General features: G+C 43.9%; 19 protein-coding genes and 1 tRNA gene. 14 read left to right on the top strand and 6 right to left on the bottom strand.

All coding sequences use genetic code 11. The features are described from left to right. Positions 1-630: 630 nt before the first annotated feature. Positions 631-996 (bottom strand): recombinase family protein, encoded by a 366-nt coding sequence (locus F6K51_RS28360; protein WP_075895665.1) that lies wholly within the window; start codon positions 994-996, stop codon positions 631-633. A gap of 210 nt (positions 997-1206) precedes the next feature. Here F6K51_RS28360 and trxA point away from each other — a divergent pair, with 210 nt between their 5' ends. Together trxA and F6K51_RS38650 are read left to right on the top strand one after the other, a co-directional pair. After that, positions 1207-1527 (top strand): thioredoxin, encoded by a 321-nt coding sequence (gene trxA, locus F6K51_RS28365; RefSeq protein WP_075895667.1) that lies wholly within the window; start codon positions 1207-1209, stop codon positions 1525-1527. 101 nt (positions 1528-1628) lie between these two features. After that, a complete protein-coding gene (locus F6K51_RS38650; RefSeq protein WP_365940302.1) occupies positions 1629-1955 on the top strand; it encodes a hypothetical protein in 327 nt (108 codons plus the stop codon). Between the two features lie 121 nt (positions 1956-2076). Here the strand turns inward: F6K51_RS38650 and F6K51_RS28375 are convergent, their stop codons facing one another. Beyond that, on the bottom strand, positions 2077-4008 hold the full coding sequence (locus tag F6K51_RS28375) for a serine/threonine-protein kinase (RefSeq protein ID WP_293026412.1): 1932 nt from the start codon (positions 4006-4008) through the stop codon (positions 2077-2079). Between the two features lie 480 nt (positions 4009-4488). Here F6K51_RS28375 and F6K51_RS28380 point away from each other — a divergent pair, with 480 nt between their 5' ends. Together F6K51_RS28380 and F6K51_RS28385 are read left to right on the top strand one after the other, a co-directional pair. After that, complete coding sequence (locus F6K51_RS28380) at positions 4489-5406, top strand: TIGR04168 family protein (protein ID WP_293026414.1); 918 nt, start codon at positions 4489-4491, stop codon at positions 5404-5406. A 68-nt stretch (positions 5407-5474) separates the two neighbouring features. Continuing rightward, positions 5475-5559, top strand: a tRNA-Ser gene (locus F6K51_RS28385). Between the two features lie 216 nt (positions 5560-5775). Here F6K51_RS28385 and F6K51_RS28390 read toward each other — a convergent pair. Further along, entirely contained in the window at positions 5776-6330 is a 555-nt protein-coding gene (locus F6K51_RS28390; RefSeq protein ID WP_293026416.1) for a Dps family protein, read from the bottom strand. Positions 6331-6644: 314 nt separating this feature from the next. On the opposite strand from F6K51_RS28390, the gene F6K51_RS28395 reads away from it, so the two are divergent. Further along, a complete protein-coding gene (locus F6K51_RS28395) occupies positions 6645-7208 on the top strand; it encodes a (2Fe-2S) ferredoxin domain-containing protein (protein WP_293026418.1) in 564 nt (187 codons plus the stop codon). Here the strand turns inward: F6K51_RS28395 and F6K51_RS28400 are convergent. Further along, entirely contained in the window at positions 7205-7594 is a 390-nt protein-coding gene (locus F6K51_RS28400) for a nuclear transport factor 2 family protein (protein WP_293026420.1), read from the bottom strand. The genes F6K51_RS28395 and F6K51_RS28400 overlap by 4 nt on opposite strands. A 390-nt stretch (positions 7595-7984) precedes the next feature. Between F6K51_RS28400 and F6K51_RS28405 the strand changes: the two genes are divergently transcribed. From F6K51_RS28405 to F6K51_RS28430, 6 genes are all read left to right on the top strand, one after another. After that, positions 7985-8848 (top strand): Tab2/Atab2 family RNA-binding protein, encoded by an 864-nt coding sequence (locus tag F6K51_RS28405; RefSeq protein ID WP_293026422.1) that lies wholly within the window; start codon positions 7985-7987, stop codon positions 8846-8848. An 89-nt stretch (positions 8849-8937) separates the two neighbouring features. Then, positions 8938-9066: a hypothetical protein gene (locus F6K51_RS28410; protein WP_293026424.1), complete on the top strand. Its 129-nt coding sequence runs from the start codon at positions 8938-8940 to the stop codon at positions 9064-9066. Beyond that, positions 9063-10397, top strand: coding sequence for a TldD/PmbA family protein (locus F6K51_RS28415; protein WP_293026426.1), 1335 nt, complete (start codon positions 9063-9065; stop codon positions 10395-10397). The genes F6K51_RS28410 and F6K51_RS28415 overlap by 4 nt, the downstream gene beginning before the upstream one ends. A gap of 87 nt (positions 10398-10484) precedes the next feature. Then, positions 10485-13112 carry a chloride channel protein gene (locus tag F6K51_RS28420; RefSeq protein ID WP_293026428.1) on the top strand — a complete coding sequence of 876 codons (2628 nt, stop codon included), beginning with the start codon at positions 10485-10487 and terminating at the stop codon, positions 13110-13112. Between the two features lie 481 nt (positions 13113-13593). Beyond that, complete coding sequence (locus F6K51_RS28425; RefSeq protein ID WP_293026430.1) at positions 13594-13995, top strand: hypothetical protein; 402 nt, start codon at positions 13594-13596, stop codon at positions 13993-13995. 337 nt (positions 13996-14332) lie between these two features. Next, positions 14333-15187, top strand: coding sequence for an Rpn family recombination-promoting nuclease/putative transposase (locus F6K51_RS28430; protein ID WP_293026432.1), 855 nt, complete (start codon positions 14333-14335; stop codon positions 15185-15187). A 30-nt stretch (positions 15188-15217) separates the two neighbouring features. Here the strand turns inward: F6K51_RS28430 and F6K51_RS28435 are convergent, their stop codons facing one another. Further along, the gene (locus tag F6K51_RS28435; RefSeq protein WP_293026434.1) at positions 15218-18301 is read right to left on the bottom strand and encodes a HEAT repeat domain-containing protein; all 3084 of its coding nucleotides are present in this window, start codon (positions 18299-18301) and stop codon (positions 15218-15220) included. 332 nt (positions 18302-18633) lie between these two features. On the opposite strand from F6K51_RS28435, the gene F6K51_RS28440 reads away from it, so the two are divergent. Continuing rightward, on the top strand, positions 18634-19449 hold the full coding sequence (locus tag F6K51_RS28440) for a Uma2 family endonuclease (protein ID WP_293026436.1): 816 nt from the start codon (positions 18634-18636) through the stop codon (positions 19447-19449). Positions 19450-19587: 138 nt separating this feature from the next. On the opposite strand, the gene F6K51_RS28445 is transcribed toward F6K51_RS28440, so the two are convergent. Continuing rightward, positions 19588-20385, bottom strand: a complete 798-nt coding sequence (locus F6K51_RS28445; RefSeq protein WP_365940304.1) for a DUF2993 domain-containing protein — start codon at positions 20383-20385, stop codon at positions 19588-19590. A 238-nt stretch (positions 20386-20623) separates the two neighbouring features. On the opposite strand from F6K51_RS28445, the gene F6K51_RS28450 reads away from it, so the two are divergent. Beyond that, positions 20624-20812, top strand: coding sequence for a hypothetical protein (locus F6K51_RS28450; RefSeq protein WP_293026438.1), 189 nt, complete (start codon positions 20624-20626; stop codon positions 20810-20812). Between the two features lie 403 nt (positions 20813-21215). Next, on the top strand, positions 21216-21611 hold the full coding sequence (locus F6K51_RS28455; protein ID WP_293026440.1) for a hypothetical protein: 396 nt from the start codon (positions 21216-21218) through the stop codon (positions 21609-21611). The last annotated feature ends 288 nt before the right edge of the window (positions 21612-21899 follow it).

Here is a 21899-nt window from a genome sequence, read left to right on the forward strand (position 1 = left end):
TGCCTCTTCTAGGGTTGGGGCGCAGATAAGTCGGTCGTTGAGTTGCATAGTTAATTTGATGGGTGAACTTCCTTGACCTACGACCGCCGCCAACCGCTACAAACTATGGCGCTGGTGTCATGGCGCTGGTGTCTTTACTGAGACTGCTCAGTCAAGGATTTTTATTTTGTCTTGCCAGCGGTTGCGCGATGAAGCGAACGCGCCCCGCGTGGCCTACGGCCTCAGCTTCCGCGCTTGAGCGAACGCATATCCATGAACTGCTTAACCATCAAGACAAAACCCATAAAGATACTGGTAACCTTGGGTTTTGTAGAGGGATGTTACGGACAAATCCCACAAATCCAGAAATAATATGCACATAACTTGTATAAAGGTATATAATAAATAGATGTTACAGCAAAATAATCTTTAATCCTTATATGACATAGCTTTTGGCTTTCAGAGGTTGCCAGGGATACTGGGACTTTAACCATTTGGGCTTAGGGGCAAATAATTAGGCATTGCTGACCTAGCTTGGCAATTGTCCGATGGGATTGTCCGATGGGATTGTCCGATCAGGTACCCTGGCTTATCTAACGTTCTGTTTAAGGTATTCTAACTACTTTACCAGCTTGGAGCTTACTGATTTACTTACTGATTTAAGTTCCCTTGACTGGGTTTTTGAGGCAAAGTAGACACCCTAGGGGTTCTACCGTATAGCCGGTCTAAAACCCGCTTAACCGAGATCCGTTTCCACTGCTGACCACGCTTGGTTGTATAGCCATGCTGATTGAGCCAGTTAGCGATTTGTTGTAATGACTTGCCCGATTTATGGTGACGGCGAATTAACTCAATTACATGCTGTTCTTGGGGATCATCCACCAACTCACCATTTAGGGCCCGTTGACCGAAGGCCGGTGAACCATAACCTGCATAGCCACCCATAGTTGCCTTCGCTTGTCTACCTTGGTTTAGCCTTTCGATCAGGCTATCCCATTCCAATTTCTCAGCAGCCATAACTTAATGCATCAAGCAACTTCATAACAACCATGGTAAACCAAACTATAGCCTTAGCCATCCTGGTTATTACAGCTATTACAACCGATTAACCGCCCTTCTTTATTAAAGGAAGATAAAAGGGGTAACCATGTTGAGTGTTATTGACTTTTTACCCTTTACCGTTGACTATTAGTTTGTGGTAGTTTTTCAAAATTTAAGGAATATATCATGAGTACAGTTGCTTACATCAAAGACAGTGAATTTAAGTCAGTTTTAACCTCTGAAGTTCCAGTCGTCGTTGATTTTACAGCCCCTTGGTGTGGGCCATGTCGTAAAATTGCTCCTTTAATGGATAAACTGGCTGAAGACTACAAAGATCGGGTTAAGGTCGTAAAAATCGATATTGATGCCGACAAAGCTACTGCCAAAAATTACAGTATTCGTAGTATTCCTGCTGTGCTGATTTTTAAGGGCGGTGAGGTGGTAGAAACTATTGTAGGAATTGCTCCCTATGATAAATTTACTGCCGCACTTGAACAGCAACTTTAGGTTTAATTAAAAACAGAAAAATTAAAAAAACTTTCTGAATTATGAGTTTAATTCTGACTTATTTCCTTCAAGCAATGACATCTAAATGAGGAGAATCGGCAATGGAGACAACTCAATCAGTCCGATGTCCCAACTGTGGTAATATGGCTCAACGTCACTACTTAATCGGTTCTCAAGCATCACATTATGCTTGTGCTGGAGACCAGGTCACCAAAACTGAATGCCCAGGTTGTGACTATTTAATGGTAATCTGTTCTGTGAGCGGTAATGTGATTGAAGCTTACGCACCAGGTAGACAAGTTATGGCTAATTCGGACAAATTTACCGAAGTAGTGCAGGGAGAAAGTCCTGCTCTTATAGAAGTAGGGATTAATCGCCGCAACAGGTTAGTGGCTAGTAGAAAATATCAATTAACTACTGTAGGGTAAAACAGGTAAGCTATCAGCTAATAGCTGATAGCTTATGGCAAAAGGGGACTGGGCTCTATATTTTTTATATGATTTCAATAATAGACAGTTGAAAGGCACAACAGCTGAAAGGCACAACAGCTTATCGAGTATACTGCTGAATTTTGGCTTGAGCTCTGGGATAGGCGGAGGTACCTTCAGGAATTTGTTTCAAATAATCCAAAGCCTTAGTGTAGTTGTTCAAAACAGCTTGATTATCAGCCATCTTTAATAGATAGTTAGCCCTAATTTCCTGCTTAGCGGTATAGTCAACAATTTTTTCCTGAGCCTTAGGATAGGCATCGGTATGTTTAGGAATTTTTTTCAAATATACCAATGCACCGGTAAAGTCTTGCTGAGCGGCTCGATTGTAAGCCTGCTGAAGAAGGAAGTTTGCTTTTATGTTTCGCTTTTGAGTGTACTCCGGAATTTTTTGTTGAATTGTAGCGTAGGCTTTTGTTCCCTTTGGGATTTGTTTAAATGTGTTGAGTGCACCAGTAAAGTCTCTCTCGATAGCCTGGTTGTAAGCCTGCTGTAGTAACTGGTAAGCTTCCTTCTCAAGATTAGCTTGAGATTGGCTGACCATAGGTTCTATTTGCTGTTGCCAGAAGACAATATTAGGAATCTGACTAGCTTGCTCAATTACCTCTACCCATTTCTGTTGCTCAAAGGCAGTTTTTATCTGGGGAAATAGGGCTTTGGCATCTTGCCAATCTTTTTTCCACTGAGCGATCGCATTTTGAGCATCTTGATAGTTTTCACTATCTGCGGGAATAGATTTTACCAGCTTCAGTGCTGCGTCTAAATCCCCTTCCTGGTACTTTTGCTCAGCTTGTGCTAGCTTAGCTTCTGCCTGGTTGCCACCCCATGAGAACAAGTAGCCTCCAGCTACTACTAATAAGGCTACAGATGTGGAAACTCCCATGGCGGTGAGATTAAGTCCACTAGACTTTCTGGTAGGAATAGTAGGCATAGAGGGATAATAAATTTCCTCTGTTTCCTCTGTTTCCTCTGTTGGAAGAGTCTCTGGTTCAATTGGCTCACCCAGAGTATCCTCAGTTGTTTCCTCTGTTTCCTCTGTTGGAAGAGTCTCTGGTTCAATTGGCTCACCCAGAGTATCCTCAGTTTTTTGTTTGTAGGGGTTTGGGGATGTTGGTGGTGCTGAAGACATTGATAAGTTTATAGATGATTTAGAACTAGTTAAGGAATGGAGTGCCTCCAAAACCTGATCAGCAGACTGGTAACGGTCTTTGAAGTAATAGCGCACCATCTGCTGAATAATGCCAGCGAAATCTTTAGTGACTGTGGCGTAGTCCTGCCAAAGGGCTTCTCCGGTTAATGGGTCTTCTTCTAGGTGTATGGGTTTGAGTCCTGTGAGTGCCTCAATGGCAATCATCCCTACAGCATATAGGTCACTACAGGGACGAGGTTTACCGAGAATTTGCTCTGTTGGTATATACCCGAATGCCCCCAAAGCCGCTATGGCACTAAATTGAACACCAACTAATGGTGTCCGTACCTGCTTAATACCGCTAAAGTCAGTTAAAACTAATTTGCTATCCTCTGATCGTCTGATCAGATTGTCTGGCTTGATATCACCATGAATCACCCCTTGACCATGGACAAATGCCAAAATCTCTAAAACCTCTTGTAGCAGATTGATTACCCTGCTTTCACTCCAGGGTTGATTGAGTTCCTCACTCAGGGGTCGTCCAGGGATGAAATCTTGAACTATGTAGAAGCTATGGTCAATTTCTAGGCAATCTAAAATTTTGGCAACTTGGTCATGCTGACAGATAATCTCCAAAATTTTAGTTTCACGATGAAATATATCTTTTGCAGCTTGCCAGGAGTCAGGGTCATCAGTAACAGGACGGAATTGTCTAACAATACATTCGGGATTTCTGGGTCGGTAAGTGTCTAGCGCAATACAAGTTTGACCCCAGCTGACACGGTTAAGGATTTCAATAACTTGATAACGTCCATTGATTAACTGTTCTGGTCCTGCTCCTGGGCTAAACGCTAATCTAGACATACGCTTTTTACTAACCGCTTACGTTGATGTTTCCTGTGAAAGTGTTGATGCTGCTTCAGAGCAAGGAGAGCAATAGGCCGAAGGTGCCGAAGAATGGAAGAATGGAAGAATAAAGTATTTCTGATCTCCGTGATCTGAGCTATCTCCCGTATCTGCCCGTCAGACTAGATACTATTGAGCAGATTAAACAGCCCTAGGGGGGGACACAGAGTAGAGACGGTAGAATTTGCCAATAGTTTCAGATCAGCCATCACGAATGCCTCAGATCCGTTAGAGACTCCTCAAGAAAAGTCACACTTAATGTATTCTTCAGCTATCAGCTGCTCGATCCGGATGCTCAGAAACAACCTCTGTGCAAAGGGCTGATGGGATAATGGATTAATGGGATAATGGGGTGATATGTAGTATTCTTTTTTCGATGTTATATTGCTGTTTGCCCTTTTGCCTTTATGCTGGAGAAGGGGCGATAGTAACATAAGCATGACCATTCATCAAAAACAATCAATCCAAATTGCTGTTGTTGGAGACATTCATCAACTGTGGGAAGCGGAAGATGCTATAGCTCTTGAGCAGTTGGGTGTGGATCTGGTCTTATTTGTCGGGGATTTCGGCAATGAGGCGGTGGATATAGTCCAGATGATTGCTGCTATTGACCTACCCAAGGCGGTGATTATGGGAAACCATGATGCTTGGTATACTGCCTCGGAATGGGGAAGGAAAAAGTCTCCTTATGACCATGAAGTAGAAGATAGGGTACAGCAACAGTTGGACTTACTGGGGTCAACCCATGTGGGTTATGGTTACCTTGACTTCCCAGATTTAAATCTCTCTGTAGTTGGCGCTCGCCCTTACAGTTGGGGCGGGCAGAGTTGGCGCAATAAGAAGTTTTACAGGGAACAGTATGGCATTAATAGCTTTTCTGAATCCGTTGAACGCATTTTAGCAGCAGTGCGTAGTGCGGCTTACGAAACGGTAATCTTGATCGGTCATAATGGTCCGACGGGACTAGGTGAGCAAGCAGAAGCTCCCTGTGGGAAAGATTGGTATCCTGCTGGTGGTGATCATGGGGACCCGGATTTGGAAGATGCGATCGCAAAAACCTATTCCTTGGGTAAAAACATTCCCTTAGTCACCTTTGGTCATATGCACCACATCCTAAAGCACACCAAAGACCGACTACGAACCATGATTGTTACTAGTCCGGAAGGGACTGTATATTTAAATGCAGCCAGTGTCCCTCGAATTATCGAAACCGATACAGACCGATTGCGGAATTTTTCGATAGTGTCTCTCAAAGGCGGTATAGTGGATCAAGTCTCCCTGGTCTGGGTGGGTAAGGATTACTCAGTGGTATCTGAAGAATTGCTTTACCAGGCTTCTGAAGCGTTGCTGGTATAAAACAAAGTTTTTAACTGGCTAGAAATAGTCGCCATCCGAGCCCACGGATTGTTAATATAGATTTGCCTGGAGAGGTGGCAGAGTGGTCGATTGCACTCGACTTGAAATCGAGCGAGCCGAAAGGCTCCGGGAGTTCGAATCTCCCCCTCTCCGTTTTATATTTTATATTTGTTAACAGTTGAGACTTGAGGGTTGACGGTCAACCCTCAAATTTTTTTTCTTGATGCAAAGGGCGAGTCAGAAAGTAGGTTTAAGTTCATGTAGGGTGGGCAGTGCATCAGACAGATAATGAAGCTTGCAAAGCACGTTGGTAGGCACTGCCCACCCTACGATTCATGACAATGGTGCAAGATCTCAGTTCACGTAGGTTTAGTTTGCTCCATTGCCCATAAATCCCATTACTAGGCTGTCCGGAGCCAGGAAATGACTCAAATGATAAGCTCGCTCTTCAGTCTTGAGCAAGATTTTCTCATAGAGATAGCGGGTGGCTCGATCGCCCAGGCTTTCTGCTTGAGCGGCTTGACTGCGTACTAACTGAATGATTGACTGCTCAGCTGCCAAGTCATGCTCTACCATCTGGCGAGAGTTGTAAACTCCATCAGATTCAGGAGTGAAGCAGCACAATTCAGCTAATTTGGCAAAACTAGTAGCTGGAATTCCTCCTAGTCCATTCAAACGCTCTCCTAAGTCATGGACATGATCTTGAGCATCGTCGTAGCTTTCTTCAAAGAACTTATGCAAGGAGTAAAACTCTGCTCCTTCCACAACAAAGTGGTGTTTTTGATATTGCAGGTACAACCCTTGGAAGCTGGCTAAAGCAATGTTTAATCCTTCACAAACTGGGGTGGTAACGTTTTTTTCCAGCAAAATTGGATTGTCAGCAATTTCACCAAAGGAGCGTAGTAGACCCTGAGTTGTAGACATAATAGTGTTCTCCTATCGTTTTCATTAAGTGTAGCTTATTGCCAGGCTTTTATGTAGGCTAACACATATCATTTTATTTAACCTAGACTCTCAAAGGTCCCTAATAACACAATTTTTAACTTCTTCAGAACCTCTGTTGACGATAATTTGTGATAGATTAGTTGAGAGATATTTTCTATTAGTCACGACTCCGTGAACGGGATTTGTCTTGGTTAAATCGGATTAAACCCAGCACATTGCCAAGATTCAGTCCACAAAAATGGCCATTTTTAAGGTTGATTAAAGAAAAACAGTTTTCCTAGAGGTAAATAACTATGTCTAAGTTGAAAGAGCCAGTCTCAGAGTTTAGTGTAGTAGGACAGTTATTAGACTTTGTCATTAAGGATGGCTATAAAATCAAGTACTTAAGAATTACTGTTTCAGATATCGAATATTGGATTAAGTTATCTAAACCTCTCAGAGAGAACTTAGATCCAGCCATTATCCCTGGGGCGTGGATTGAGGTGAGTGGCACCAGTAAACTAAAGCTCAAAACTGGAAAACTTAAACTGAAAGCCTATGAGGTGAACCTTGCTGCTCCCCCCCACCAGCAGCCAACAACTGTTTTGGTTCCCAAAACTCCCACCCGCAAAGCGAGCATTTTAGTTTGTCAGAAATCCAGTTGTCGGAAACGGGGGGGTCAAGCGGTCTGTAATGCGATCGCATCGAGTTTAAAGGACCATGGTTTAGAAGACCAAGTCAAGATTAAAGAAACTGGCTGCCTCAAACAGTGCAAACATGGCCCTAACCTAGTGATGATGCCAGACAAAGCTCGCTACAGCCAAGTGGCTCCCCAGCAAATTCCCACCCTGATCGAACGACACTTTGTCGGAAGTTAGCTCATCAGTGGACTTCCGTGATGATGCACCAAATACCAAGAGCCAGCCATAAGCTCAAACATATTGGTTGCTATGGATTCTGCCTCAATCCTTCTACCCTTGCTCACTTGCAACACTTTTTCTAGCACAACAACGTAGGCAATAGTTTCCCTGACTTCAGTAGCAATAATCTCTGGTTCAATTTCCAGGTATTGGGTATTCTTGAATATCATTTCCCAAGATGAGCTAATCTCCCGCCAACCTTTGATTACATCACGTCCGGGGTGAATACAAAGACTACCAGTGCCTTGAGACCAGACCTTACTCATGGCTTCAATGTCCTTTTTCTCAAAAGCTCTATAAAACGCTGTGTTGGCGGCTAATACGTCTGTGCGATCGCTACTCATAGTTTTTTGTTGAGTTTCACAATTGTGAATAGCTTTAATTATATATAGTTAAATCGAATTAATCACATCTAAGCAGTCAGTGGTCAGCCGTCAGCCGTCAGCCGTCAGCCGTCAGCCGTCAGCCGTCAGCCGTCAGCCGTCAGCCGTCAGCCGTTGGCACCTCAAGTATCGTGGCACAGGCTTCGACGCTGTGACCTAACCCATAGCGCATAAGCTGTTCAAGTACCGTGCGCTATGGGCATAAACTCATAGCTAATAGCTGACCGCTGATAGCTGATAGCTGATAGCTGATAGCTGATAGCTGAAAGCTGAAAGCTGATAGCTGATTGCTTACGGATTGCGCTCTTGGAGCCGTATCATAAATATGGGTGAGATTATGTTAATGGTGGCATGGAAACAATTTGGGAACTCGATTTTTACTCCCGCCCAATTTTGGACGAAAATCAGAAGAAACTTTGGGAAGTCTTAATATGCGAGAGTCCTTTGGACATAAACCTCTCACCTGAGACACTGTTTCAATACGCCAGTTGGTGTCCCAACCAGCAGGTGAATTCAATTTGGTTGGGGCAGGCTTTGGCAGATGCGATCGCAAAAGCTCAACAGCCACCAACCAAGATTCGCTTCTTTCGGCGTCAGATGAACAATATGATTACCAAAGCCTGTAATGAGCTGAATATTCCAGCTCAACCCAGCCGTCGCACCTATGCTTTGGAGCGATGGTTAAAACAAAGGATAGAGGACTTTTATCCCAATCAACCGGGCTATGACCCCGCAGCCGCTGCTTCCTCATTTGTCCGTTATCAATCCCCCATCCCGAAACCATTACCCGATGCCTTGCAGGGACAGAAGTGGGCAGTTGTAAGTCTACAAGCCGCTGCCTTTGAGGAAATGAATGAGTGGGAGATTGACTTTGGTGAAGCTTTCCCGGTCTCGATCATGGACATTGCCCCAGAAACGCCCATTCCCGGTCTGATTATATTTTCCCAACGAGCTAAACCCCTAGCGGCATGGATGTCAGGTTTGGAGCTATCCTTTGTCAGACTTGACACTAGCGATGATACGCCAAAGTTCTTACTGGAAACTGGTGCCAATGATAGCTGGATTATCGCTAACCTGACCAAACCCCAAATTCTGGCAGAGGCAAAAAGCTTTGAAGAAGCAAAGCAGAAAGCTAATCTAGTTCATTTTCTGGCCGTACAATCGAGTCCAACTTCAGAACGGTTTGCTGGATTTTGGCTATGCCGGGAGTTATAAGACAAGGCAAAAGGCAAAAGGCAACAGGCAAAAGGCAACAGGCAACAGGCAACAGGCAGAAGGCAGAAGGCAGAAGCTAAAAATAAATTGTGAGTAATTTTTCTTACCTACTCCCTACTCCCTACTCCCTACTCCCTACTCCCTACTCCCTACTCCCTACTCCCTACTCCCTACTCCCTACTCCCTACTCCCTACTCCCTATTCCCTTTGCTATATGAGTGCTGAAACTATACCCCAAGAGCTGCAAGCTGAACAACTGTTAGACTTAGCAGCTAAATCAGGAGCGACTAGTGCAGAGGTTTATCAGTCGCGGACGCTTTCTCGTCCTGTGTTTTTTGAAGCGAATCGGCTCAAACAAATCGAAAGTAGTCAATCGGAAGGCACAGCGCTACGGTTATGGCGAGACGGACGTCCGGGACTAGCAGTGGGCTATGGAGCAGTGGCAGCCCAAGATTTAGTAGACCGGGCAATGGCCATGACTGCACTCAATGAACCGGAATCCATAGAACTGGCTGATGGTCCTAGCGCTAACTATTCCGACTCACCAGAAACTATACCGATAGAAGAACTAGTAGCAATCGGCTCGGATGCGATCGCATTAATTCGCGATGCCTACCCAGAAGTATTGTGTACCGCTGAGTGGGAATGGGAGTCAGAAACCACTAGCCTAATTAACTCCGAAGGATTACATTGCTCTTACACTGACACAATCCTCAGTTATTTCCTGGGGCTTGAATGGGTTAGGGGTGAAGACTTTTTAAGTGTCGGTGATGGTACAGAAATTCGATTAAGCCCATCTGAGCCCAAGGAAACCCTAAACACTAACAAAGTCCTAGAGCAAATTTTACAACGCCTCAACTGGGCAACGGAAAATGTCTCTACTCCGAGTGGTCGTGTGCCAATTTTGTTGACGTCTAAAGCAGCGGATTTGCTATGGGGCACTGTGGAAGCAGCCTTAAATGGAAAACGGGTACTTGAAAAAGCGACCCCCTGGAGTGATAGTCTAGGTCAGGTGGTTACCTCAAAAAACCTGACCCTGTTTCAACAACCCAATCCTGAATTTCCCTACAGTTGCCCCTTTGATGATGAAGGCACCCCTACCCAATCCCTAGTATTTATCAGTGAAGGGCAATTGCAACAGTTTTTTTGCGATCGCACTACCGGTCGCTTACTGGGAACTGGCACAACAGGCAATGGATTTCGCCCTAGCCTAGGCAGCTACCCAACCCCTGATCTAGTCAACTTACTGATTAAACCAGGCCAAGGGTCACTCAATGACTTAATTCGACAATTAGACCAAGGATTAGTCATAGACCAGATTCTCGGCGGTAGTGCTGGCATCTCCGGTGACTTTTCCGTCAATGTTGAGTTAGGGTATCGAGTCCAACAAGGCAATATTATTGGTAGAGTCAAAGACACCATGGTAGCTGGGAATGTCTACAATACCCTTAAACAGTTAGTAGTACTAGGTGATGATGCTGACTGGCAGGATAGCATCTATACACCCTCTCTAATTGTGGAAGGACTATCGGTAACCTCTAGTCATTAGTGGGTTAGTTGTAACTAGAGAAATTATCCTGGTATTTAGAAAGTACCTAGGAATAATCACTAATGAAAATTAACCAATGATCAATCAATGATCAATCCCATTACCCAATGGCTGATCCCCAAAAGAAGTCTTGCCCTTGCCGAAGCCTGTCTGATTGGATTGGTCTCAGGACTCTCAGCAGTATTACTCAAACACAGTATTGGCTGGTTAGGGAGTTGGCGGCTTCAAGCATCTCTGATCCTACCCCCTAGCTTTGCCCTACCTGCTTTTGGACTCTGCTTAGGATTACTGTGCGGATTCCTGATTGAGTTTCTAGCATCAGAGGCAACAGGTAGTGGCGTACCTCAGATTAAAGGTGCCCTTGCTCGGTTTCCTATCGCGATGAATTTACGGGTGGCTGCGGTCAAGTTGGTCAGTACGATCCTATCTCTGGCGGGGGGAATGACCATGGGACGGCAAGGCCCAACGGTTCATATTGGAGCAGCTTTGGCAGCTCAATTGACTCGTTGGGTACCCACCTCTCCTGATCACCGACGTCAAATGATTGCTGCTGGGGCTGGGGCTGGATTAGCCGCTGGGTTTAATGCTCCCCTGGCTAGTGTAGCCTTTATCTTTGAGGAACTGTTACCAGATTTATCTAGTATAACTCTGGGTAGTGCTATTATAGCATCCTTTATTGGTGCGGTGGTTTCCCGGCTCTTGGGTGGAGGTACCCTAGAGCTGAATCTGAAACTAAGCAACTTTTCCAGCACCTTTGACGCTCGTGAGATTCCCTTCTATTTATTGTTGGGGGTGTTGGCTGGATTGCTAGCAGCTTTGTTTAATCAGGGAATTCTGGCCAGTCTGAATTTTTACGACCGCCTTAAGCTCAGATTACCATTGCGGATTGGTATAGCTGGGATGCTTGGTGGGTGTATTGTAGCACTGCTACCGGAGCAGTTCCATAACAACAGTGGTTTGCGGGAGTTGTTGCTCAGTGGTAATGTCGGCTGGAAATTTACCAGTCTCGCTTTTGTAGTCTACTTCTTACTAACCATAATTGCCTATGGTTCTGGAGCACCAGGGGGGTTGTTTCATCCGTCCCTAGTTTTGGGTTCCGCATTAGGCTATTTAGTCGGTATCGGTGAGTATCATGTGCTCGAATTAGGTTATCCGATTACCTACGCCTTGGCAGGGATGGGAGCATTTTTTAGTGCGGTTTCCAAGGTACCGATCACAGCGATTGTGATCGTGTTTGAGATGACAACGGACTTTAATTTAGTCCTACCGTTAATGATCACCTGTGTGGTTTCCTACCTAGTTGCCGATCAATTAGCCAAAGGGTCTCTCTATCAACGTTTGTTGGAGAGGAAAGGCTACAGCTTGCCTCAAGTAAAGGTGGATAAAAGAACCTTAGCTGGTTTGAAAGCATCTGACATTATGCAGCGCCGGGTAGAAACCCTAGGGAGTCAGATGACCTTAGAGCAAGCCATTCAGACCTTTAGTAACTCTAGTCATCGCGGCTTTCCAGTAGTTGCTCAGGGTAAATTGGTCGGGATAATTACTCAAGAAGATATTGCCAAAAATCGAGACCAACTGCCTGGAAACACCCCTATAAAAGAGGTGATGACTCCACAACCGATAACAGTTAGACACAATGATACCTTAAGCCACGTTCTCTACATTCTTAATCGTTATAAACTCAATCGGTTACCTGTTATAGAAAGCAGAAAGTTAGTTGGAATCATTACCTTTAGTGATATTATTCGTGCCGAAGCTAACCAACTTAGTGGGGAAAAAGAGCAACTAGGACCAAGTCCTGATCCCTCCTATGGCGTCTATTATACTCGCGCTCCAGCTACCGGCAGTGGACGGATGTTGGTTCCCTTAGCTAATCCCCAATCAGCACCAGTATTGTTGGAAATAGCTGCTGCTATTGGCCGCGATCGCGACTATGAAATCGAGTGTTTGCAGGTAATACCCATCTCTCGCAGCAATAGTCCTGCTCAGACAGCAGTTGATACTACCAAAAGTCGCAGATTGCTAAGGCAAGCGGAAAGGCTAGGGCGACGCTTGGAAATGCCAGTTCACACCCAAATCCGGATATCCCACGATACCGCTCAAGCAATTCTAGAAACCATTAAACAACGACATATTAATCTAATTTTGATGGGATGGAAAGGAGCACCATCTAATAGTCCTAATCAGATTTTTGGTAATATTATCGATACCTTGATTCGACAAGCTCCCTGTGATTTAGTCTTGCTAAAATTACCCCAAGGCAAGGAAGTAGCAGAAGATGTTAAATCTGCTAAGTACGGTTCACTAGCTAAGACCTGGAAGCGTTGGTTAATCCCCATTGCTGGTGGACCCAATTCCAGGCGTGCCCTACAATTAATTCCGATACTAGCAACCCTTGCTAAAGCAGAGCAAATCGTAGTAACTCAGGTTTTTAACCCTCAAGCTGGGGAACCTGTAATGACTAGCTTGGAAAAAGCTACCTATTTCCTCAAACAGCAACTCAAAGGTATTAGTAATGTGGTATCAATTCCGATCCGTTCCTATTCTGTTTCTGATGCTTTAATTCGTTTAGCCAAGGCTCAAAAGCATGATGTAGTGGTGATAGGAGCTAGTCGAGAGGGATTATTGCAGCAGGCGATCCATGGCAATATTCCAGAAGCGATCGCACGGGGTGTTGATAGTACTGTGATTTTGGTTAGGGAAGCGCTTCATTAATTAGGGAATCGGGAGTCGGGAGTCGGGAGTCGGGAGTCGGGAGTCGGGAATCGCGTAGGGTGCGTTAGGGGCGGGCTTGAACTAATTTTATGTCTCTTCGGGTCTGGTTGGAACAGCCCGCCCCGTAACGCACCACTGGGTCAAACTATCAGCTATCAGCTTATGCGCTACGCGCACGCTACGCGAACAACTAAAGGCTGATTGCTGACCGCTGACCGCTGACCACTAACCGCTAAAAACTGACATTTTATAATTCTATGTTCCAATTTCAGCTATCAATTAAACCAGTAACCATGCTAACCAGTGAATTGTAACTAATTATTACAAAATCTACAAATTGCCTTGACTTTTTTTTGTTTTAGGTTGACAATAAAAGTACCCAATGGTTATACTATAATCATGAAAAAAAAGCCGCGCTTTCTGCCGACCAAGCGCCAAGCGCGGCTTTCTACCCAATTACAATTGAGGTAATTCTATAATAATGCCAAAAAAACGATTTGTTTACCATCCCATCGATTACCACGAAGCGATAGAGCGTCTTGAGCAGCTTGCACAGCTTGAACAGAGGGAGTCTCAGGAGGAAAATTCCTATCCCTATCCCATCACCGAGCGCGAGCAAATCCTAATCCGACTGTACAGTTACTGGGAATTGGGTATGACACCGCAACGGTTCTACCAGAAGTGGGACTTGACGAGGGAAGATATGGCCTTAATCTGCTCCTGTTCCTTTCAAACCGTTAACGGCTGGTTTAGCACCAGTCGTCGCTGTTACCCTCCCACTGCTGGTCACTTGCGCCATCTGGCCATCATGGATTTCTTGCTTGAAGATTTTGAAACAATTCCTAAACCCTTATTGGAGCGATTGTGCTCGAAGGGAGAATGAAGAATGTAGAACGTAGAATTTAGAATGAAAAATGAAGAATGCAGAATGGTGAATGAAGAATGAAGAATTAAGAATGAAGAAAACATAATTATACATTCTACGTTCCCAATTCTAAATTTTCAATTCCCAATTCCCAATTATAAATTTCAAATTCTAAATTCTACATTCTATAGCAATTCTGTTTCCCATGAGGTACCAATGGCTCCCCCTAAATCCCCCTTAAAAAGGGGGACTTTGAGGTTGCTCACTGTACCTCATACATGCAATAAACGCTATAAATTATACATTCCCAATTCTAACTTCTAACTTCTAACTTCTAACTTCTAACTTCTAAAATATGCTTTTCCCCTTGCCCGATAAATACATTGACCTGCTCACGGATTTCGGATTTAAGCGCGTCTTTGGCACTGAGCCCAACAAAGCACTGTTGATCGATTTCTTGAATACGCTGTTGCCTCCCCACCATCAGATTCAGGATGTCACTATTAAGAATCCCGAGTTTTTGGGTAACACTTTAGTGGATAGAAGAGCGATTTTCGATATTTATTGTCAGAGCACAACCGGTGAACGCTTTATTGTGGAAATGCAAAAGGCAAAACAAAATTTCTTCAAAGACCGCAGTGTTTACTATGCCACTTTCCCTATGCAAGAAAAGGTGCAACAGAGAGATTGGAATTATCAGCTAACCGCAGTCTACACCGTTGGTATTCTGGATTTTATTTTTAATGACCATAAGCACGATTCAGAACTGTTGCATGTGGTAGAGTTAAAAAACCAGCGGTGTGAAGTGTTCTACGATAAGTTGAAATTCATCTATGTGGAGCTACCGAAATTTACTAAATCTGTTGATCAACTAGAAACCCATTTTGACAAGTGGTTGTTTTTATTCAGGCATCTTGCCCAATGTAATGCTCCCCCTGAACCCTTGCAAGAGGATGTGTTTACCCAGCTGTTTGAAGTAGCCGAAATTGCCAACTTCTCCTCTGAGGAGCAAGCCCTGTATCAGGATAGCCTCAAAGTCTACCGGGATATGTATAGTGTTAATCAAACCTTGATTCAGGAAAGTCTCGAACAAGGTAGACAACAAGGTATAGAACAGGTTGCTAAACAGATGAAGGCAGCAGGATTACCCCTGAAGGATATTGCTCAATATACGGGGTTGAGTGTGGATGAGATTAATCAGTTGTCGTAAGAATGCACCCCCCGTAACGAACCACTGTATCTATTCTTTTCTTAATTTTTCTAATTGGTCCTTAGCAAACTTCCGCAGTTTAGGATCAGGGTCATGCTCTGCTCTATTCTGCAATAATGATCGGGTTTGGGAATGGTTAGGATAGTATTCGAGGATGGCCTTAAGGGCTACTTGTCGAGGATTTTCATACCAGCTTTCCTTACGCTCAAAGGGGTCATGGAGAGTGCGATCGCATAAAAATTCCCATAACCAAGGCTGGTCGTGCCAACCTTGAGCTAATTGTTCAATTGCTTCACTTCGCACCATCGAATCAGTATCAGAGCGAGCCCATTTTTGAAGTAGGCGTAAAGCATCTGGGTGGTCTGGCCAACCTTGAGCTAAGTTTACAATTGCTGTACTTCGCACCTGCCAATCTTGATCACAACGAGCCGATTCTTGAAGTAGAGCTAAGGTATCTCGGTCGTCTTTGTAACCTTGAGCTAACTGTTCAATTGCTTTACGTCGCACCATCGAATCACTATCAGAGCGAGCCCATTTTTGAAGTAGGGGTAAAGTATCTGGGTGATCTTTGTAACCTTGAGCTAACTGTTGAATTGCTCTAAGTCGCACCATCGAATCACTATCACAGCGAGCCCATTCTTTAAGTAAGGGTAAGGTATCTTGGTGGTCTTTGTAACCTTGAGCTAACTGTTGAATTGCTGTAACTCGCACCATCGAATCACTATCAGAGCGAGCGGATTTTTGAAGTAGAGCTAAGGTATCTAGTTGGTCTTTGTAACCTTGAGCTAACAGTAAAATTGCTGTAACTCGCACCCTCCAATCAGTATCAGAGCGAGCCCATTTTTGAAGTAGAGCTAAGGTATTTCCATGGTCTGGCCAATGGGTGGCTACTGCTATCACAGTTTTAGTAAGAATATCACTATCATTGAATCTTGTGCTATTTTGGCCATCATCAATAAAGTCTTTGAAGCAATTCAGTAATTCAGTATCCGTTGATTTAATCTCATATCGATTCCTAACCTCAGACAAACAATCCCCTGCCAGAAATAAATTATTAAACTTATATCCTTCTCCATCTTGTGCCATCAAATAGTCAATAATCTCTCCAGCTTTCTTATAATCAATCATTCCCACAATCAACTGCAGCACTTCACGCCAAGATTCATCCTTGTAGTGCTTACCAAATACCTCAGTTTTCAACTGTTCTAGGGAAATCTCCTGTTTTTTCTCAAATTTCCTGACAAATTCCCAAGCACAGAAATATTCCAAAAATGTCCGATGCACAAAAGCGTAATAATCAGCTCCCATGAAACACAAGATAAAATTGCGGGTGCGCAACTGATTAATCATGACCTTAGCCACCGCTCTCGGGTCATTAACATCCCGTAATTTCAACTCCTCTTTGATAATCCGTTCTAAATCTTCCCCACTAATCAGATTTCCCGCTAATCCTGCTTGATTGCCCTGCATGAAATCTGCTAGTTTGGCTAGTATCTGTTGCTTATCTTTATAATCAATCGTCTTCGGGTCAACACGATTATCTTCTAGTAATGCTCGTTCCACATCCCATTGATGGAGCAGTAATCGAGAGGATTGGTTATAGAGTTCAGAGCGGTCACGAGGCAATTCTTGATTGCGATTCAGGATTGCCATCATGGTTAGTAATAGGGGATTTACCGCCAGTTGTCGAATCGGGGAGGATGTCTCAATTGCTTTTTGTAAGCGCTCCCGTTTCCTAACTTTATCGGCTTGATCAGTAAAGGTTAATTCATGCCACTTCTCAATAAAGGTTTGGATTTGTTCCGACTCCAAGTCTTGGAGCATAACATGACGAAATTCAGCATCCCGTAGCCGTTGGGGTTTATAACCAATTACCCGAGATGTCACAATTACTCGTACCTTAGGATACTTATTCGTAAAGCGATGAATATCAGTAATAACATCTTCTCGTTTGCCTGGCTCAAAGACTTCATCCAAGCCATCAAACATCACTAATCCCTTACCATCTTTTAACTGCTGATCAAGGTGATGTTGATTCAGATGACATATCGATCCACTGCTTTGATTGCAGAATTCCAAGAAGTTATTACATTGTCCACTATCGCGATTCCGGATATAGGTGCGTAATTCAATCAGTAAGGGAATTAGTAGAAAACTCTCAGTAGTTAGATCGGTTCTTGCCCACTCCAATGCTAAATACTTGAGCAACGTAGATTTACCAGAGCCTGGGTCTCCTAAAACCACCAAATACCGATAGTCTTGAGAGTCCTTAATCACATCCAATACCGATTTAATTGGCTGTTGATAATAACGCTCTTTAGCTCGTTTCAACTCTTCTTTGTCATTTTCCTTGTCTAGTTGACCACTCTCTCGCAGTTTTTGATAATCATCCTTAGGCAGTTCATGAATCGCCTCCGGCATCAGGTCATGAACCTCTCGCACATTTTGGTGGATAAATATCTTCCAAAGTTTTAGCTCGTTATAGGCACAGCCACTAGTATCTAAACTATCTAATTTGAGATTACCATAGCTCTCTAGGAGTGCTTCTTGATATTCCCTTAAGTCAAAATCTGGGGTAATTCCTGCTTTCGTGTTTTCTGCGATCGCTTCCAAGTGTTGGGAATCCCGGATAGGCCGTAAATCATCGGATTCCTGAATAATCGTTTTTACTTCCTTGACATACCGTTTCCCAATATAGTGCCAATCAAATCCTTCCGGTAATGGTAATAAGTCAAGCTCAATCCAAGTCTTATCTAATTTTTCGGTATCTATTCGTTTACAGCCATACTTGAAGGCACTGCCCAGGATAGCTTTAATGGATTTATGTTTAATATACTGCTTGAGGGGTTTAGTATACTGTTTTACGTCTTGCTTAGATAAATCAGCATCTTCTAATTCTTCTTCCACTAAAGCCATAAATTCTTTTAAGGCTTTACCAAAAAGTTTTTTCTGGGTATTCTGATCCGATAGTCCGGTATACTCTTTGATAGACTCTTTGAAAAACTCTTTAGTGTAGTCTTCTAGAGCCTCTTTTGCCAACGGACCAATTACTTCCTTGGCGAGATAGCCACCGGCACTAGAAAGTCCCCAAATTGCTAACCAATCCAGCATCATATTGGTAATTGTTTTTTGCTTTATCTATCATTATAGATCCGTTTTAATTTGGGTCAATGGGAGCAGGGAATCGGGAGTCGGGAATCGGGAGTCGGGAATCGGGAGTCGGGAGTCGGGAGTCGGGAGTCGGGAATCGGGAGTCGGGAATCGGGAGTCGGAACAGCGTTTTTCATAAGTATGAGGTACACAGGATTTTTTTCCTGTTCCCTGATCCGAAGTTCCCTGATCCGAAGTTCCCTGATCCGAAGTTCCCTACTCCCTACTCCCTGTTCCCTACTCCCTACTCCCTTGCTAAAATCAAAGTCATCAGTCGGAAAAATTGAGGTAATTTCATGTCACTTGCCAAACCCTCATTTAAAAAAGTTATTCTCCCTCATCCGGCCAAAGAAACCCTGCCCACCATGTATGATTTACCCAGTGAAGATCCGGAGGAGCCGGGTTTGCCTGACGAATTTCATATTTGGCAGCCACAACTGTGTAGTGAGACCTTTCGTCCTCCCAATTATCAGAGCGAAAGGGTGTTTGTGGCCAGTGACTTAAACTTATATTATGACCCCAACCATACCGCTTGGTACAAACGACCGGATTGGTTTGCGGTAGTAGGGATTTCCCGACTCTACCAAGGACGAGAGCTTAGAATGAGTTATGTGATCTGGCAAGAAGAGGTCAGACCAATTGTGGCGATAGAGTTGCTCTCTGCCAGCACCAGAGATCAAGACCTTGGTTACAGTGAACGAACGGGAAAACCACCCACCAAATGGGAAGTGTACGAGCAGATTTTAGCTATTCCCTACTATGTCACCTTCGACCGAGTCAGCAATGAATTGCGAATTTTTAAGTTAGATGGCAGGAGCTATCAGCTCCAAACCATAGACAATGCCCAATTTTGGATCCCTGAGTTGCAATTGGGTATAGGGCTATGGCTTGGTCAATATCGAGGCTTGAATCGGTTGTGGCTACGTTGGTATGATCAAGATGGGAATTGGATTCCCACTGAGGCTGAACGAACCGAACTTCAACGGCAACGAGCCGAACTTGAACGGCAACGAGCTGAACATGAACGCCAACAGAAGGAACTGGCTCAACAACGAGCTGAACAACTAGCAGAACGGTTACGACAGATGGGTATTAATCCCGATGAAATTTAACCCCTGTCTGAGTTTTTCTGAAAGCTATCAGCTTATGCGCTACGCGCACGCTACGCGAACAGCGAACAGCGATTAGCGCTACGCGCACGCTACACCGAACAGCTAAAGGCTGACCGCTGACCGCTGACCGCTGACCGCTCAAGGATTATTGGGGATGTGATCGATTTGGGCGTAGCCACTGAAAACTAGCTTTTTCCCTTGGGTCTCTAGACGATTGATGCGCATAGTAACACCATCCAGGTTGAAGCGGTCTAGATCCACCATATTGTTCAAGATATCATCCAGGGCTACTGTCAAAGTTCTAGATATCTCTTGTAACGACTCTGGTATTTCATTAGGTTGAAACTGGGAGTCTTTAAACAAAATCCGCCGTCGTCGCTCTACTCCGATGGTAGATGTCATACTAATCGGTACTATGCCGTAATTAGGTAGGTCAGCCTTAGCAAATAACCGTAGACCATTGTTCGGTTGCAGCTGCACTTGCACCTCAGTAAAGGAAACCGGAGCACCACCAGATAGTGCGGTTAACCCTGGTGTAGAAAGGTTTTCCAGCCGCTTTCTAACTAGTTGTGCTTTAAAGGATTGGTTGATGTCAGCTTCAGTAAGAATAACTTGAGCGATCGCTTGAGTAGGTTGTTTCAGAGAAATCTTACCCTGAAGCACTGAGCTGAAATCCAGAGAGACAGCATCGGTTTCAAAGGACATCTCCTCTGTCCGGAATTCCCGACGAATCACTAAACCACGGCCACTCATTTTGAAACTATCGATGCTACCTTGTAGCAATTTGCTAGAGGGAAAGCAGCGCACAGAAACATCTACCGATTCGCTTGTGGTAAACAGGTGGCGAATGGTCTTGCTGGCGACAGTATTCAGCAGCTGTTCACCCCAGTCGGTGCCAGAATTATTTGTACCGGTGAAGCCACCTAACATAACCATCTTGCATCCTGCGAGAGTTACTTCTATATTTGTAACAAAATGTGAAGAACTCAGCAATCGATCCTAGGGATGAAGGTTATTTGGTTATTCCCCATTGACATCCAGTCTCAGATAGGTTAGGGGGTTATTCACCTTTGGCATCCACTTTAGGGTAGGTTATTTGCTTGCTTATCAGTTAATCATTAATCAGCTGTAGTATCTCAAACCTGTTAGCTCCAGAGGTCTCGGTTGTGGGGCTTTGGTTGTAGGGCTAAAGGGGTCAGAACCCAGTCTCAACCTTTATAGCATTTGTCATAGTTATCAGATCCATTCAATTTTCTTATCCCGTCTTGATGCAGTCGCTAAATACAACAAACCTACCCCTGTCAACTGCTCCCTACTCCCTACTCCCTGCTCCCTGTTCCCATTAACCCACCGGCGTAAGTAGCTGACCCAATTAAGAACTGCTTTATAATCCTTGACCTAATTGTTTACTTTCGTAAAATGTAACTTAGTATAGTTAAGGCTTTATAATACTTGTAAAGGTTAGTCAAGAGCAAAAATTAAGCTAACGTTGCGGTCTGTAACGTAATTAATGGGATTTTTCGCATGAGTATCACCAATTCTCATTTACCGATTACCCCTTACTAAACTCAGTTACAGCAAAGACTCCAGGTCAATACAGCAACCAGAGCTTTTTTTGTTCTCCTACTTTGTCAGCACCCCGCTCGCCCATAGACGAGGCCATAACACCAATAGTTAATCCCACACCTCCGAAAGCGGGTAGGACCTAGGGCTAATCTTGCCCGAATAGCTAAAAAACTCCGTTAAAAACTTCTAGGTATACGATTATGAGCGATAGCACTGCAATCAATGAAAACGTTACCGCAGTTCAGCTAGCAGAAGCTCCAGAACAGGAAACCTCTGCCTTGGATGCAATTGCCCCTTTACCTGGAAACCGTCCCATTGCTCCTAGTGACCTTAATATTAGTGAAACACAAAGCATAATGGGACATCGACCAATTGATGCCAGTAATCTCCAGGTATTAGAAACTATATCTGTAATGGGAGACCGCCCCATCACCTCTAGCAACATTGAGGTACTCGGTATCATGAAGGTGTCTGGGGAGCGACCAATTGCTGCTAGTAATCTTCATCTTGATGAAATAGAGTACATCATGGGCAAGCGTCCCATCGCCCCAAATGATATTGATGCTGATCCACAGCTGATGGGTTATTTAGATTAAATTCAATCACCCGTCGATAAGCGCGATCGCGTAGCGTAGCCCTTCGGGCTAATCGCTCTGAGCAATTGTTTGTTCCAAAATTCCCCTGTTTTGAAACAGGGGAATTTTGGGTGTTTAGTAATAATGGAATGATTTGAATAGTTTTGTGGAACGCAATTTTTAAATTAAGAATTAAGAATTAAGAATTAAGAATTAAGAATTAAGAATTAAGAATTAAGAATTAAGAATTAAGAATTAAGAATTAAGAATTAAGAATTAAGAATTAAGAATTAAGAATTAAGAATTAAG

It is taken from the genome of Moorena sp. SIO3I8 (assembly GCF_010692325.1).
GTDB lineage: Bacteria > Cyanobacteriota > Cyanobacteriia > Cyanobacteriales > Coleofasciculaceae > Moorena.

Excerpts from the sequence above, each read along its gene's own strand:
- F6K51_RS28380 (WP_293026414.1), top strand. The coding sequence starts at position 4,489 with ATGACCATTCATCAAAAACAATCAATCCAAATTGCTGTTGTTGGAGAC.
- F6K51_RS28435 (WP_293026434.1), bottom strand. The coding sequence starts at position 18,301 with ATGATGCTGGATTGGTTAGCAATTTGGGGACTTTCTAGTGCCGGTGGC.
- F6K51_RS28400 (WP_293026420.1), bottom strand. The coding sequence starts at position 7,594 with ATGAGTAGCGATCGCACAGACGTATTAGCCGCCAACACAGCGTTTTAT.
- F6K51_RS28440 (WP_293026436.1), top strand. The coding sequence starts at position 18,634 with ATGTCACTTGCCAAACCCTCATTTAAAAAAGTTATTCTCCCTCATCCG.
- F6K51_RS28430 (WP_293026432.1), top strand. The coding sequence starts at position 14,333 with ATGCTTTTCCCCTTGCCCGATAAATACATTGACCTGCTCACGGATTTC.
- F6K51_RS38650 (WP_365940302.1), top strand. The coding sequence starts at position 1,629 with ATGGAGACAACTCAATCAGTCCGATGTCCCAACTGTGGTAATATGGCT.
- F6K51_RS28415 (WP_293026426.1), top strand. The coding sequence starts at position 9,063 with ATGAGTGCTGAAACTATACCCCAAGAGCTGCAAGCTGAACAACTGTTA.
- F6K51_RS28395 (WP_293026418.1), top strand. The coding sequence starts at position 6,645 with ATGTCTAAGTTGAAAGAGCCAGTCTCAGAGTTTAGTGTAGTAGGACAG.
- F6K51_RS28375 (WP_293026412.1), bottom strand. The coding sequence starts at position 4,008 with ATGTCTAGATTAGCGTTTAGCCCAGGAGCAGGACCAGAACAGTTAATC.
- F6K51_RS28455 (WP_293026440.1), top strand. The coding sequence starts at position 21,216 with ATGAGCGATAGCACTGCAATCAATGAAAACGTTACCGCAGTTCAGCTA.
- trxA (WP_075895667.1), top strand. The coding sequence starts at position 1,207 with ATGAGTACAGTTGCTTACATCAAAGACAGTGAATTTAAGTCAGTTTTA.
- F6K51_RS28420 (WP_293026428.1), top strand. The coding sequence starts at position 10,485 with ATGATCAATCCCATTACCCAATGGCTGATCCCCAAAAGAAGTCTTGCC.
- F6K51_RS28405 (WP_293026422.1), top strand. The coding sequence starts at position 7,985 with ATGGAAACAATTTGGGAACTCGATTTTTACTCCCGCCCAATTTTGGAC.
- F6K51_RS28445 (WP_365940304.1), bottom strand. The coding sequence starts at position 20,385 with ATGGTTATGTTAGGTGGCTTCACCGGTACAAATAATTCTGGCACCGAC.
- F6K51_RS28390 (WP_293026416.1), bottom strand. The coding sequence starts at position 6,330 with ATGTCTACAACTCAGGGTCTACTACGCTCCTTTGGTGAAATTGCTGAC.
- F6K51_RS28425 (WP_293026430.1), top strand. The coding sequence starts at position 13,594 with ATGCCAAAAAAACGATTTGTTTACCATCCCATCGATTACCACGAAGCG.
- F6K51_RS28360 (WP_075895665.1), bottom strand. The coding sequence starts at position 996 with ATGGCTGCTGAGAAATTGGAATGGGATAGCCTGATCGAAAGGCTAAAC.